At 62.5% G+C, this 14435-nt stretch carries 13 protein-coding genes; 4 read left to right on the forward strand and 9 right to left on the reverse strand.

Annotation, left to right across the window (positions count from 1 at the left end; all coding sequences use genetic code 11):
* Positions 1-108: 108 nt before the first annotated feature.
* Positions 109-1653 (forward strand): nitric oxide reductase transcriptional regulator NorR, encoded by a 1545-nt coding sequence (gene norR, locus HX855_RS00375; RefSeq protein ID WP_177088593.1) that lies wholly within the window; start codon positions 109-111, stop codon positions 1651-1653.
* Between the two features lie 139 nt (positions 1654-1792).
* On the opposite strand, the gene HX855_RS00380 is transcribed toward norR, so the two are convergent.
* Positions 1793-2704, reverse strand: coding sequence for a DMT family transporter (locus HX855_RS00380; RefSeq protein ID WP_177088591.1), 912 nt, complete (start codon positions 2702-2704; stop codon positions 1793-1795).
* A 138-nt stretch (positions 2705-2842) separates the two neighbouring features.
* Here HX855_RS00380 and HX855_RS00385 point away from each other — a divergent pair, with 138 nt between their 5' ends.
* On the forward strand, positions 2843-3718 hold the full coding sequence (locus tag HX855_RS00385) for a helix-turn-helix domain-containing protein (RefSeq protein ID WP_177088589.1): 876 nt from the start codon (positions 2843-2845) through the stop codon (positions 3716-3718).
* A 190-nt stretch (positions 3719-3908) separates the two neighbouring features.
* Here HX855_RS00385 and dacB read toward each other — a convergent pair whose 3' ends face one another.
* The 8 genes from dacB to HX855_RS00425 form a co-directional block, all read right to left on the reverse strand.
* The gene (dacB, locus tag HX855_RS00390; RefSeq protein WP_177088587.1) at positions 3909-5366 is read right to left on the reverse strand and encodes a D-alanyl-D-alanine carboxypeptidase/D-alanyl-D-alanine-endopeptidase; all 1458 of its coding nucleotides are present in this window, start codon (positions 5364-5366) and stop codon (positions 3909-3911) included.
* A gap of 54 nt (positions 5367-5420) precedes the next feature.
* A complete protein-coding gene (locus tag HX855_RS00395) occupies positions 5421-6458 on the reverse strand; it encodes a YncE family protein (protein ID WP_177088585.1) in 1038 nt (345 codons plus the stop codon).
* A complete protein-coding gene (locus tag HX855_RS00400; RefSeq protein WP_177088583.1) occupies positions 6458-8884 on the reverse strand; it encodes a TonB-dependent receptor in 2427 nt (808 codons plus the stop codon). Before HX855_RS00400 ends, HX855_RS00395 begins: the two co-directional genes overlap by 1 nt.
* A 110-nt stretch (positions 8885-8994) precedes the next feature.
* Complete coding sequence (locus tag HX855_RS00405) at positions 8995-9930, reverse strand: glutathione S-transferase family protein (RefSeq protein WP_177088581.1); 936 nt, start codon at positions 9928-9930, stop codon at positions 8995-8997.
* Positions 9931-10005: 75 nt separating this feature from the next.
* On the reverse strand, positions 10006-10296 hold the full coding sequence (locus tag HX855_RS00410; protein WP_177088579.1) for a GIY-YIG nuclease family protein: 291 nt from the start codon (positions 10294-10296) through the stop codon (positions 10006-10008).
* Positions 10297-10545: 249 nt separating this feature from the next.
* Positions 10546-11025 (reverse strand): nuclear transport factor 2 family protein, encoded by a 480-nt coding sequence (locus tag HX855_RS00415; protein WP_177088577.1) that lies wholly within the window; start codon positions 11023-11025, stop codon positions 10546-10548.
* A gap of 85 nt (positions 11026-11110) precedes the next feature.
* Positions 11111-11746, reverse strand: a complete 636-nt coding sequence (locus HX855_RS00420; RefSeq protein WP_177088575.1) for a response regulator transcription factor — start codon at positions 11744-11746, stop codon at positions 11111-11113.
* A 201-nt stretch (positions 11747-11947) separates the two neighbouring features.
* Positions 11948-12697, reverse strand: coding sequence for a response regulator (locus HX855_RS00425; RefSeq protein WP_309139813.1), 750 nt, complete (start codon positions 12695-12697; stop codon positions 11948-11950).
* 450 nt (positions 12698-13147) lie between these two features.
* On the opposite strand from HX855_RS00425, the gene HX855_RS00430 reads away from it, so the two are divergent.
* Complete coding sequence (locus HX855_RS00430) at positions 13148-13759, forward strand: DUF1120 domain-containing protein (protein ID WP_177088574.1); 612 nt, start codon at positions 13148-13150, stop codon at positions 13757-13759.
* A gap of 46 nt (positions 13760-13805) precedes the next feature.
* Positions 13806-14426, forward strand: coding sequence for a DUF1120 domain-containing protein (locus tag HX855_RS00435; protein ID WP_177088572.1), 621 nt, complete (start codon positions 13806-13808; stop codon positions 14424-14426).
* The last annotated feature ends 9 nt before the right edge of the window (positions 14427-14435 follow it).

A 14435-nucleotide genomic window follows, 5' to 3' on the forward strand; every position in this document is an offset into this window, starting at 1 on the left:
CTCAGTATTCGTGCCAACTTATAAACCCTTATAAATCAATTACTTGAAATTAATGTAGTCAGTATGACTTCCTACATCTTATAGTCACTATGACTACAAGGAGTCATTATGACTGCGCAACCCCTGCTCACCACCCTGCTGCCCCTGGTCGCCGACCTGTCCCGCGAGCTGCCCGAAGGCGAGCGCTACCGGCGCCTGCTCCAGGCCATGCGAGCCCTGCTGCCCTGCGACGCCGCCGCCCTGCTGCGCCTCGATGGCGAATGGCTGGTACCGCTGGCGGTGGACGGCCTGAGCACCGACACCCTCGGCCGGCGCTTCAAAGTCAGCGAGCACCCGCGCTTTGGCGTGCTGCTCAGCAGCCCCGGCCCGACCCGCTTTGACAGCGACAGCGACCTGCCCGACCCCTACGACGGGTTGGTGGATGGCCTGCACGGGCACCTGGAAGTCCATGACTGCATGGGCTGCCCGCTGTTTGTCGACGACCAGCCCTGGGGCCTGCTGACCCTCGACGCCCTGGATACCGAACGCTTCGAACGGGTGGAACTGGACGCCCTGCAAGCCTTCGCCAGCCTTGCCGCCGCGACGGTGAATGTCGCCGCACGCATCGAACGCCTGGCCCTGCGCGCCGAAGACGAACACCAACGCGCCGAAATCTACCGCCAGGCCAGCGGCCAGCAGCACAAGGAAATGATCGGCCAGAGCAAAACCCACAAACGGCTGGTGGAAGAAATCAACCTGGTGGGTGGCAGCGACCTGACGGTATTGATCACCGGCGAGACCGGCGTCGGCAAGGAACTGGTGGCCCAGGCGATCCATGCCGCCTCCTCCCGCGCCGAAAAACCGCTGATCAGCCTCAACTGCGCCGCCCTGCCGGAAACCCTGGTGGAAAGCGAGTTGTTCGGCCATGTGCGCGGCGCGTTTACCGGCGCGCTGAATGAACGCCGGGGCAAATTCGAACTGGCGAATGGCGGCACGTTGTTCCTGGACGAAGTGGGCGAGCTGTCCCTCACCGTGCAGGCCAAGCTGTTGCGGGTGCTGCAAAGCGGCCAACTGCAACGTTTGGGCTCCGACAAGGAGCATCAGGTAGATGTACGCCTGATCGCCGCCACCAACCGGGATTTAGCCGAAGAAGTGCGCAGTGGCCGCTATCGCGCCGACTTCTATCACCGTTTGAGTGTGTACCCGCTGCAAGTCCCGGCGCTGCGTGAGCGCGGGCGCGACGTGCTGTTGCTGGCCGGCTTTTTCCTCGAACAGAACCGCTCGCGCATGGGCCTGGGCAGCCTGCGCCTGACCAGTGACGCCCAGGCGGCGCTGTTGACATATGGGTGGCCAGGCAATGTGCGCGAGCTGGAACACCTGATCGGCCGCAGCGCCCTGAAAGCGCTGGGCAACTGCCGGGAACGGCCGAAGATCCTCAGCCTGGACGCCACGGACCTGGACTTGCCGAACGTCAGCGCACCACCGATCGAACAGCAGCCCGACGCCGTGCCGGACGTGACCGGCGACCTGCGCCTGGCCACCGAGAACTACCAGCGCCAGGTTATCAGTGCCTGCCTCGAACGCCACCAGCACAACTGGGCCAGCGCCGCCCGCGAGCTGGGCCTGGACCGGGCCAACCTGGGCCGGATGGCCAAGCGCCTGGGCCTGAAATAACGAACGCTGGTTCTCAGACAAAAAGGATCAAATGTGGGAGCTGTCGAGCTTTAGCGAGGCTGCGATGGCATCACCGCAGTGCACCTGCAAGACCGCAGCGCCTGCATCGCAGCCCCGCTCGGGCTCGACAGCTCCCACACTAGACCTGCTTCGCCTTGTAGATTGGATTGATTGGCGCGCCAACCTTGGGCTTACGAAACACCAACACATTCCCCAGCATCACCAGCACCAACCCGGCCAACGCCGGCGCGGTCCACTGGTAGCCCTCGGCAAACGCCGAGACGTTCAGCGCCACCACCGGGAACAGCACGGTGCAATACGCCGCCCGCTCCGGGCCCATACGGCCGACCAGGGTCAGGTAGGCGGTAAACCCGATCACCGAACCCGGGATCACCAGGTACAGCAACGAACCGATGTAGCGGCTGTTCCACTCCATGTCGAACGGGATGCCCTGCACTGCGCAGTACATCGCCAGCATTGAGGCGCCGTAGGCCATGCCCCAGGCATTGGTGGTCAACGGCTTGAGGCCAGCCTTCTGTTGCAGGCTCGAGAGCATGTTGCCCGCCGAGAAACACATAGTGCCGAGCAACGCCAAACCCAGGCCGAGCAAGGTTTGCGGGCTGGCGGTGTGCCCCACCAGTTCCGGCCCGAACAACAGCCCCAGGCCCAGCAGGCCCAGACCGCCGCCCATCAACACATTGCGGGCGACCTTCTGGCCAAAGAACACCCGGGCGTTCAGCGCGTTCCACAAGGTGGCCGTGGAGAACACCACCGCCACCAGGCCGCTGGGGATCCACTGGCTGGCAGTCAGGAAGCACATGAAATTCACGCAAAACAGGCACAGGCCCTGGGCCAGGCAGATCAAATGCCCGCGACGGTTCATCACCTGCAGCTTGCGGCTGAGCAGCAGCATCACGAACAGCACCAACGCGGCGAGGCCAAAGCGATAGACGATGGACACCGGAATCGCCACCACTCCAAGCTGCCATTTGAGGGCAATCCACGTGGTGCCCCAGATCAGCACAGTGAGTAAATACAGAAATAGGTTCATGACGGGCTCCTTGGGGTTGAGCCACAGTTTCGCCCCGGGCGGCACCCAGCCTCTTGCACATTCTTGCGCTTTTGTCGGCTGCCGGGCTCACAGCAACCGCCGCTGGGAGTAGGATGCAAGCCGTCAGAGAGTACGAATATGCCACCACTGGAAACCCTGCAAGTCTTTCAATCCCTCAACCGCTCGCCCAACGCTCGCCTCGAGCTGTGTGCCGAGCTCGGTGACGGCTTGTCTGCAGCCCTGTGGAGCAACCATCACGACGCCCAGGACTACGAAGCCCCCGACCACCACACCCTGTCCTGCTACATCGGCGGCGGCACCGGCACCTTTCGCCGCGACCAGCCCGGCACCAAGGGCGGCCCGGACAAGCTGTGCATTCTGCCCGCCGACCACCAGTCAGCCTGGGTGATCAACGGCGAGATCCGCCTGGCCCACGTGTATTTCAGCCCGGAGCAATTCGCCCTGGGCTGCGTGACCTTGCTGGACCGTGAACCACGGGAGTTGCTGTTGCGTGAGAGCACATTCCTCGACGACCCACAGCAGGCCCGGCGCTTCCACCAGTTGATCAGCCTGAACTGGAAAGAACCCGGCGAACGCTTGCTCACCAGCAGCCTGGCCCATGAAATGCTCAGCCATACCTTGCTCAGCCAGGTGGGGATGCGTGAGGGGTTGCGCCTCAAAGGCGGTCTGGCCGCCCACCAGCGCCGGCAATTGGTGGAATACATCGACCACCAGTTGGCCGAGCCGGTCAGCCTGGGGCAATTGGCGGGGTTGTGCGCGCTGTCGGAGTACCACTTTGCGCGGATGTTTCGCGAGAGCTTTGGCTTGCCGCCCCATCAATACCTGCTGGCGCGACGCCTGGCCCGCGCCCGGGAGCTGTTGCGTGGCAGCTCGTTGCCACTGGGCGAGATTGCCCTGGCGTGCGGATTTTCCAGTGCCAGCCACTTCACCAACCGGTTCCGCCAGGCGATGAGGGCGACACCGGGGGAATACCGACAGGCGTTTCTGCCTTGAAATGCAATCTGCCTGATGGCTCAGTTCCAATGTGGGAGCGGGCTTGCTGTGGTGAGCGGGCTTGCCCCGCGCTGGGCTGCGAAGCAGCCCCATCAATCTGTGGTGAACCCGACGGGGGACAAGCCCCCTCACCACAGCAAGCCCGCTCCCACATTTGATCTCCACAGCCTTCAGTTTTTTGTGTTCAACGTCAGTCCGTCGATTTTGCCAACGCTGCCGCAAGGCGGTTCTCCAATGCCTTGATGCGCGCGCCTTCGACCACGTAATTGTTGCTCACCATCGAAAACACCAGCTTGCGCCCATTGGCATCAGTGACATACCCGCTCAACGACGACACGCCACTCATGGAGCCGGTCTTGGCGTGCAGGTTGTTCTGCGCCGCCGTGCCCCGCAGGCGATAGCGCAGGCTGCCGCCCACCATTCGCTCCGGGTTACCGGCAATCGGCAGCGCGTTGTACCAGGCGTTGAACCAGGGCTGTTTGCTCGCGGCCAGCAGCAGGTCCGTCAGGTTCTGCGACGACACCAGGTTACGTCGGGACAACCCCGAGCCGTCCACCTGGTTCAAGGTGGCCGTATCAATGCCCTGGCGCTTGAGAAACCCCGCCACTGCCGCCACGCCGGCAGACGCCGTGCCGGCATTGGCCGTCTTGCGGCCCATGGTCTTGAGCAAGACTTCAGACATGTTGTTGTTGGAAAGCTTGAGCAGCGGCGTGATCAATTCCTGCAGCGGTGCCGACTCGTGCATCGCCAGCACCGTCGCCGTGGCCGGCGTGGCACCGCCGATCAACCGGCGCCCTTGCACGGTAATCCCCTGCTGTGCCAACGCCTGTTCAAACAGATTGCCGACCAGTTGCGTCGGCTCCCACACACTGACCAATTGCCGGCTCTGCTTGCCCGGCGCCAACGCCCCGGTGAGTTGCATAAGGTTGGTCCCGTGCTGACGATTGATCCCATAGCTGTTGCCCGCACCGCTGACGGCACGGTTGCTGAGCTGCACGTAGTCGGTGACCGGGCTGACCTCCACCGTCACCGGGCGACCCGCCACAGCCGGCGCCTTGGCCGTGATCAACAGGGAGCCCGCATCAAAGTCCGTATTGGGCGACACCGTCAGCGCCGAAATCTGCGCGCCGTAGTAGGTGCTTTCATCGTCCTGGGACCAATCGACGCCCAGGCGCTCAGCATCGAAAAAGGTGTCATCGAACACCAAGTCGCCTTGCACCTGCCGGATACCCTGCTGGGCCAGGCTGGCTGCCAATGCCTGGTAGTCCGCCCACTGGATCGTCGGGTCGCCCAGGCCGCGCAGGTAGAGATTGCCGTTAAGCAGCGCGCCCTGCCGGGTGCCCGTGCTCAGCAGTTGGGTGGAAAACCGATACTGCGGGCCCAACACATCCATCGCCGCGGCCGTGGTCAGCAACTTGAGGCCGGAGGCCGGGCTCAACCGCGTGCGCGGGTTGTGTTGGTAAAGCGTGCTGCCACTGCGGGCATCGCGCACCATCAGCGACACGCTGGCACCGTGCAGCGCCGGGTCGGCCAATAACTGGTCGAGGCTGGCGCTGGTGGAAGTTTTCGGCGCCGTGGCGCAACCGCCCAGCAACAAGCTCAAGCCCAGCAGCAACCCGCCGGCGTGTGTCCATCGTCCCAACCGCATAAACCTGGTAGTCCTTGAATTTCGAGAGTGCGCAGCTTGTGGAATTCCTCCCGGTCAATCAAGGCCCAGGGTGGTGATGGAAAAGGTATTGGCCTGAAACACCGGGTCTGGCTTGGGTTCGGCCTGGCTCGGCGCCGGCTGGGTAAAGTCCATGGCCGGCAGGAATACCCGCTGGCTCACCGGGTCGAACGCCATGTTGTAGGCCATCGGCAAGGTGCTGACGCCGGCACGCACGGTGTAGTGATCGGCATCCTGTTGATCCACGAGCGTCAGGTTGGCATCAACGCCGCTGGGGATCAGCAAGCGCCGGTGCTGCTCGTCATAGGCCAGGGCGTTGACGTCGCGGGTGATGGGCAGCGTCGCCTTCACTTCACCGGTCTCCCGGTCGGCGACGATCAACACTGGCGCCTCACCACGACACGCCACGAACAGCCGCTGGCGCGCCACGTCCTGGGCCAGGGCGCTGGGTTTGGGGCAATCAGCGAACTGCCAGGTACCTTGGAGCGCAAAGGTGCTCGCCGAATATCGGGCCACCTTGCCTTCATCGCGCATCGGCAGGAAGAAGCTGCCATCGCCCTTGACCAGCAACGGGTCGATTTTCTTCACCGCCAGCTCATGAGCGCCGGTGATTCGCTCCTGCTTGGGATCAAATTCAAACAGCGTCGAACGATCCGCCCGACGGCCGCTGACAATAATCACCTTGCCCGTCGACGGCTCGTACACCGCGCTGTTGAGGTTGCTTTGCGCCACCGGGATGCGCTTGAGCAATTTGAGTGTGGATAACTGCACCACGCTCAAACTGCCGTCGGTGTTGAGCACGAATACACGGTTCACCTCGGGCACGAACACCACGCCATTGGCGCCTTCGGACTGCGCCACGGTCTTGACCAGGCGCTGCTGCTTCACGTCAAACACGCTCAGGCCGTTTTCCCGGCGGGCCAGGAACAGATAGGGCCGGGTCGGGTCCAGCGCGACAAAGCCCCAGCTATGGGCGGAACCGGGCAGCGTCACCCGGTGTTCGCGATGGTAGGTCGCGTCATCGGCCCATGCCGCGCCGCTGATCAGCAGGGCTGCCCATAACCAGTATTTCATCAGAACTCCAGGGTGCTGGAGACGGACACCTGGCGGGCATCGCCGATGGAGACGAACTGGGTGTTCACGGCGGAGGTGTAATAGGTGCGGTCAAACAGGTTCTTCACGTTGAGCTGGAACTTGACCTTCTGCCCGTCGACCTTGGTGTCATACGTAGCGAAAGCATCGGCCACGGTATAACCCGGCAGCTCGAAGCTGTTGGCCGCATCACCCGAGCGCTCGCCAACATAACGTGCACCGGCGCCGACCCGCAGTTGGTCACCGCCAAGGAGGCTGCCGAAGTCATACACCGCCGACAGCGAGCCGGTGTTCTTCGCGACGTTTTGCAGGCGGTTGCCCTTCAGGTCCGGGTCTTCGGTGACAACCGCATCGGTGTAGGCATAGCTGCCGATCACGCTCCACTTGTCCGTCAACTGACCGCTGGCATCCAGTTCCAGGCCACGGGAGCGCACCTTGCCGGCGACGCTGTAGACCGAGGTCAGGCCATCGCCCACCTGGACCAGCACGTTACGTTTTTCGATGTTGAACAACGCTGCGCTGGCGGTGATGCGACCCGGCATGTCGAGCTTGGTGCCCAGCTCCCAGGACTTCGACTGTTCCGGCTCGAGGCTGCCGTCCAGGGTCGTTTTGTTGGCGAGCGGCGCGATGGTGGAGTTGGGTTTGAACGACTCGGTGTAGCTGCCGTAGAACGACAGTTCGTCGGTGTAGCGGTACACCAGGCCGACGCGGGGCACCCACTTCTGGCCATTGCCATCGGTGTTGGCGGTGAATGGGATGCCCTTGCCTGCGTATTGGTCGTACATCTGATAACGCGCGCCGCCTACCAGAATCCACTGGTCGGTGAGGTGGATCGAGTCCTGCATAAACAGCGAGTCGCTGCGCAGCAGGTCGGTCTGGTTGCTGTCCGGCGCACTGACGGTGGTGCCCGCCACTTCATTGCCATAGACCGGATCGTTGTAGTTGAACGTGCCACGGGGCGCCTGGCGGATCAGGTCGGCGCGGTAGATCTTGCGGTACTCGTCATCCAGGCCGAAGGTCAGGTCGTGCTGCATGCCGGCCACGTTCACCTTGCCTTCAAGGCTGGCGGTGGCGAAGCGGTCGGTGGTCAGCGCGCCCTGGGTGCCGTCCATGCTGCGGGTCAGGGTGCCGTTGCTGTTGACCTTGACCACACGCACCTGGCTGGCGTCGTAGGTCTCGCGGTTCCAGCTGTAGCCGAAGTGAGCTTTCCAGTCGTCGTTCAGGTCGTGGTCGGCTTCGAAGCGGTACAGGTCGGAGCGGCCTTCCATGTTGTTGAAGGGCTCATCGAGACGGCGAGTCGACGGGATATTCAGCGGGTGGTTGGTCTTGGGGTCGATGGCGGTGCCCCGGTCAAACGGCGACAGAAACTCCCGATGCTCATAGGCGAATAACAGCTTGGTGCTGTCGCCATACCAGGCCAGCGACGGGGCAATCAGGCTCTCGCGGTGGGTGCCGTAATTGCGCCAGTAGTCTTCGTCTTCATGGTCGACGATCAAGCGGTACGCCAATCCGCTGTCACCGATGGGGCCGGTGGTGTCGAGGTTGCCGCCGCTGCCATTCTTGCCGTCACCAAAGGTCGAGCCGCGCACGGTCAGGGCGGTGGATTGGACCAGTTCCGGTTTCTTGCTGACGATATTGACCACGCCGCCCGGGTCCTGGATGCCGTAGAGCAACGACGACGGGCCCTTGAGCACTTCAACCCGTTCGGCGGTGGAGTTCAGCGCCCGGCCCTGCACCACGGGCATGCCGTCCTGCATGATCGAACCGTTACGGTTATCACCAAAACCGCGCAACATCACCGCATCTTGGGTGCTGCCCAGGGTGTTGGCCTGGGTGATGCCGCTGATGTTGGTCAGGGCGTCGTCGAGGTTGCGCGGCTGTTGATCGCGCATCACCTGGGCCGGCACCACGTTGACGGTTTGCGGGGTTTCCAGCAGCAGGCCGTGGGAACGCATAACCGAACTGGTGGGCGGCGGCTGGTAACTGGTGGTGTCCGAGGCCAGGGCCGCACCGTTGATGGTGGTGGCACCGAGGTTCAGCGCGCCGTCGGTCGGCAACGGTTCCAGGGCCAGGGTGCGGGCGTCGATCTGGCGGAAGGTGAAGCCGGAATTGCCCAGCAGGCGCTGCATGGCCTGGGTCGCGCTCATCTGCCCGGTGATGGCCGGGGCCTTGATGGCGTAGGGCGCTTCGTCGGTGTAAACCACGCTGATGCCGGTCACCCGGGTGAAATCGCTCAACGCCTGGGGCAGCGGCTTGGCGGCCAGGGCAAAGTTGAACACGGTGCTCTGTTGCTGCGCCTCAGCCGCCTGCGCCACGCCCTGGGGCAGCAGCGCCAGCCCCGACACCGCCAATACCGAGGCTCCCAGCCATTGTTTAACCGAACCCGCCGACGTTGCCCTGGACTTCATGCTTGAGAACCCGTGTGTAAAAAGCGCTGTTAATGCGAATTAATCGCAGTTTCAAGCACTACACGGATGGCCGACAGGTTTACCTCACCTCGATTTGAAAATAATTTCAGTCACGCCGTTTGGATCCGAAATCCGAAGCGTGGGACGTGCACATGCACGGTGCCGCCACGTTCGTCGGTGCGCCGCAGAATCAGCTCTTCCCGGCCGGCAAACAGTAACTCGCCGGCCACCGGGTCGACGCCATAATCGGTGGCGCTGAGGGCCACCTGCTGGCCGGGTTTGAAGCCGTTCGGGTCTTCGAAGATGTCTTCCGGCAGGTTGGCCGGCGTGGCATTGCGCGCCACGTCCAGGGCTTGCTCGGCAGTCATCTGGCTCGACGTGCCATGGCCGAAACCCAAGACCCGGGCCAGCCAGGCCGCGACGGCGGGATAGGCTTCCACCAGCGGCGACGTCACCGGCGACCCCATGAGGAACCACAACGGATGGGCCAGGGCAAAGTCGGCAATCGACGGCTCGCCGAACAGGAAGTCGCCCTGCTGATGCTGCAACTGTTGATTGATACGGCCGATGATCACCGGCCATTGATGCTTGGCCTGGTCCAGTTGCACGCGGGTCGCCGTGCCACCGCTGAACAACTTGCTGCGGTCGGCCACCAGCACCTCGATCATTTGCGGCGGCACTTTGGCGAACTTGACCGCCAGGGACTCCGGCTGGAATACCAGGCTCACTGCATGGGCAAACACCGTCGAATCCGCCCAGGCGGCGAACCCCTGGCTGACCAGTTCAAGGCCTTGGGGAAACAGGGCTGGTGCGGCTTTTTCCTGCTCCAGGCGGCGGGCGATCAGGGCGCTGTCGCAGTAAATATCGGCGCCGACCTGCAGCACCGGGGTCTTGCGATAACCCCCGGTGAGGGCGGTCAAGTCAGGCTTGGGCATCACCGGCGAGATAAGCACCGAGCGCCAGGACAAGCCTTTGAAACCCAGCAACAGGCGGGCTTTTTCAGCAAATGGGGACTGCGGGTAGTGGTGGAGGATCAACTCAGACATGCCAGGCTCCGCTTAATGAGTGAGCGTCCAGCTTAGCCTGCAAACCCGCCAATGGCGTGCATGGGAACTGATCAGTCAAATTGATGGGCCGATCGCCGCCAGGCACTCCTTGGCGCTTTTCTTCAACTTCTTGATCAGCCGCTCCTGGCGCAACGCCTCGGCCTTGCTGGCACAGGCTTCGGTGTACACCAGCGCCACGGCGGGGCTTGAGAGAAAAAACCGTGCGCCCTTGCCGCTCTGGTGAGTGGCAAAGCGGCGCACCGGGTCATTGCTGATGCCGCAATAGAGCGAGCCATTGGCGGCACGCACCAAATAGACAAACCACGGCTTGGCTTCGACAGGAACAACTTCAGAAGCGCTATTCACAATCCGTTCCGACACCCCAAGAGAAGAACACACATCTTATCAATGCCTGCACACCCTGTGGGGAGGGGGCTTGTCTGTGGCGAGGGGGTTTGTCTGTGGCGAGGGGGGTTTGTCTGTGGCGAGGGGGCTTGTCCCCCGTTGGGCAGCGAAGCAGCCCTGAATCAGCAATCACGGTATTTCTGAAAGACCTCGATTGCCTTTCTGGGGCTGCTTCGCAGCCCAACGGGGGACAAGCCCCCTCGCCACAGGTCAAGCTACCTCGCCACGGGCCTGGAACGCCTTCAAGCCTTTCAGCGCCTGGGCGCGCACGGCGTTTTTCACCAGCGGCGTCCAGCCCAGCAACAGGCCTTTGGTGCCCAAGGCCTGGCGCGACCAGCGCCACAGGTCGAAGTGATCGTGGTGCTCGCAGATCTTGCCGTCGCGAAACACAAACCGCGCGCGGATGTCGTTGACCACGGTGTTGCCGGTGGCGCTGAACAGGTAGGTCGCCACCCAGTGCGCGCTGCCGGTGATTTCGTCGCTGCGCACGCTGTCGAAGGTCAGGGAAAAGTCCTTGGCCCGGGTGGTGAGCATGCGCCACATGTCACCGGCATCCCGCCCACGCAGTTCACCGAAGGCCGGGTCGCTGAACACCACATCGTCGGTGTAGCAGGCGCTCATGGCCTCGGCGTCCAGGCGCTGGAAGGCGCTGTAGAACTCGGTGATCACAGCGTTATGGGCGTCGCTCATGGGCAGGTTCCGCAAAAAGGGTGGGATGGCCGATACGATAATCCCCAGCGCCCGGGAACACTACTGGCATTAGTGCCAGGAATGCCTAGGGAACCATGCCGCTGCTGCGAGCATAGGCAAACAAGTCGACGTCGGTGGAAATGCACAAGCGGCTCATGGCCGTGCTCTTCTGCTTGCTGATGGTGGAAACGCTGCGATTGACCCGGGCGGCGATCTGGCTGACGGTCATGCCGCTGGCGAGCATGCGCACCACTTCCCGCTCCTTGCCCGACAGTTGCGGGGGTTGCGACTGGTCCCCTGTCCCGGCCTGGACCAGTTGCACCCGCAGGCACTCACTGACAAACGTCTGGCCCTCACTGACCACCTTGAGTGCGGTGGGCAACTCCTTGGCCGATGCGCTCTTGGCGACAATGGCCCTGGCCCCGAGGGCGAACGACGCCCGCAAGGTGGCGACATTGGCAAACATCGTCACCAGAATCACTGGCAAGCGGGGGTACTGGCGTCGCAACAGGCCCAGTAAAACGTAGCCGTCCGCCTGTTGCCCGCCGGGCATGGCAAAGTCGGTCACCAGCACATCGCAGGGCGTCAGGGTGAGCACGTGGAGCAACTCGTCGGGACTGCTGGCCTCACCGACCACCTTGCAATTGCCATTGGCCTCGATCACCACTCTTTGCCCGATACGAACAATGGGATGATCGTCAGCAATAATTACGCGAAGCATAAAAACCCACAAAAGATGGCGAATTGACTTACGCAAAATACAGCCCGGCGATGGGTGCAACAACCGCCCAACCCGGGTGGGTTTCGCTCGGCTCCAGTGTTTTGTAGAAAGAACATTTTTTCCCACAAAACAAAAGGAAAACGCTTACATATCAAAGCTACGAGAACGGGTAATCGATCCCACAAAACACCCCCATCACTGTCATAAATCCGTCAAATACCGCAGGTACCGGCTCACGTCCTGTTCAAATTGTTCCAACCCCAGACGGTTGGGCTCGATCCCCTGGTCGCGTATGTGCGCGATCAAATCCGCTGCGCGGGCATCCAGGCCGGTGCTTCCCAAAAACACCAGGCTACCCACCAGACGGTGCAGGCAATCGATCGCGGCTTGCTTGTCCAACGTGCGGCAGGCACGTAACAGGGCGGCATAATCCTCGTCCGCTTCCCGCCGCAGGCTGTGCAACATCTGGTTCACTACCTGCTCATCCTTGAAGGTCTCCACCAGTTCCGCACGGGTTGGCCACCGCTGTGCAGGCAGGGCCGGTGCATTGCTCATCGCAGCCGAGGCCCGCGGCAGCCAGCGCTCCAGCACGTCGCGCAATTGCCCGAGCGACAGCGGTTTCAGCAACCAGCCATCCATGCCGGCGTCGAGGCAGCGCTGTTGATCGTCCACCCCCGGGTTGGCGGTCAAGGCAATGATGGGGATGCGCTGCCGGCCCAGGGCCCGTTCGCGATGACGCATCTCCCGCGCCATGCTGTAGCCGTCCATCACCGGCATGCGGCAGTCGCTGATCACCAGGTCGAAGTGGCGCAGCGTGCTGACCGTCAGCGCCGCTTGCCCATTGCAGACCAGCTCATGGTCCAGCCCCAGCTTTTGCAAAAACCACCCCATCAACGTGCGATAGGTTGAATGGTCTTCAACCACCAGCACCCTCAGATACTGCCAGTGCACGGGGAGACGCTCCCAGGGTGCGGCGTGCCGCCCGGGGTCGTCTGCAGAAGCCCTTGGCGCCATGGCCACCTCGATGTTGGTGCAGGTCCGCCAGCGCTGTGCCCAGCGCTGACGCATCCTTAAGTGAGGGCACACTTGGCGGCGACTTTTCAGACACTCATACGGCACCCATGAGCCGATCAAGCTACTCATGCGGATGCATTTTTGGCGATACAAGAACTACGAGAAGACAAACTTTCCTACAGCCGCAATCGGCTATTTCTACTTGATCAACAGCGCCTCACCGGGCCAATACCATTCTCGTATTTGTTGTATTTCCCCTCCCCGACCCGACCGTTAAATTGCGCCCCACCCCGCTTGGGGCAACGGTCACGTTTGACCCTCGCCGCCCGCCGGCACGGTGAAAAAACGTCACCGGCCAACGGCGGTCCACCACAAAGGTTTATCCACATGAATCGACTTGTTCCGGCAGTCCTCGCCTCGGTACTGACATCGTCGGTCTGGGCTGCCAGCACCACCGACCTGAGCGTGCGGGGCCGAATCACCCCCAGCTCCTGCAACCCCACACTTTCAGGCGGAGGGGCGGTTGACCTGGGCAAGATTTCAGCGGCCGAGTTGAGGCCCGATCAGCACACCGCATTGCCGTCGCACACCCTGAGCTTGAGTGTGCGCTGCGAAGGCTCGACCTTTTTTGCCATGAGCATGATCGATAACCGCTCTGGCACCGCCTCCGTCGACAGCCTGCACGGCCTGGGCATGACCAGCACCAACCAGAAGGTCGGGAGTGTGGCATTCGGTCTGTACAACCCGGTGGCCGATACCGCGCCGGTGCGTGCGATTTTCTCAACCAATGGCGGGGGCAGTTGGGTCCCGGCGTCCTATGTAGGGCATGCCGCCCTGACCTCCGTCGCGGCCATGGACGGTGCGAACACCCCCATTGCCCTGAAAGCCCTGGATGCCGACCTCAGCGTCGCCTCCAACATTGCACCGGCCGACGGTTTGACCCTGATCGATCAGGAGTCCATCGACGGCCACGTCACCCTGCAATTGAAATACCTCTGATCCGCAACCCTCCTCCATCCGCCTTAAACAAAGGAAGTTTTTTACCGTGAACAAGCTACTCAAAACCGTTGCCAGCACCCTGTTGATCGCCTGTGCGCCGGGCGCGTTTGCTGCGTCCACCGTGGACTTGACGGTTACCGGACTGATTACCCCCAACTCGTGCACGCCTCTGTTGTCCGGTGGCGGCCAGGTCGACCACGGCAAGATCTCGGCGAAAGACCTCAACACCGACAAAATGACCGTCATTGGGGTGCAAACCCTGCAAATGAGCGTGAGCTGCGATGCGGCCATCCTCATTGGCCTGAAAGCCATCGACAACCGGGCCGGTTCTTCCTCATCCGGTCAAGGAATGGGCCTTGGCCTGATCAACGGTGACCAGAAGCTGGGCTTCTACTATTTGTACTTGCGCAACCCGATCGCTGACACCGTGGCCGTGCAACCCATCATCACCGAAGACAATGGCCGGTCCTGGTTTAACGACGCGTTCTGGAACCCGCAGTTTTTGTCCTCGGTCGGCGCCATGAGCGACGACTCGCAACCCATCCCGGTGCGAGACCTGACCGTGGACCTGGAAGTGCAGACCGTCATCGCCCGCACCGATGGCCTGGACCTGAGCAACGAAGTGCCCATCGACGGTTCGGCGACACTGGAAGTGAAGTACCTGTAACCCCTGGCC

It is taken from the genome of Pseudomonas sp. IPO3778, from assembly GCF_013386825.1.
Lineage (GTDB): Bacteria > Pseudomonadota > Gammaproteobacteria > Pseudomonadales > Pseudomonadaceae > Aquipseudomonas.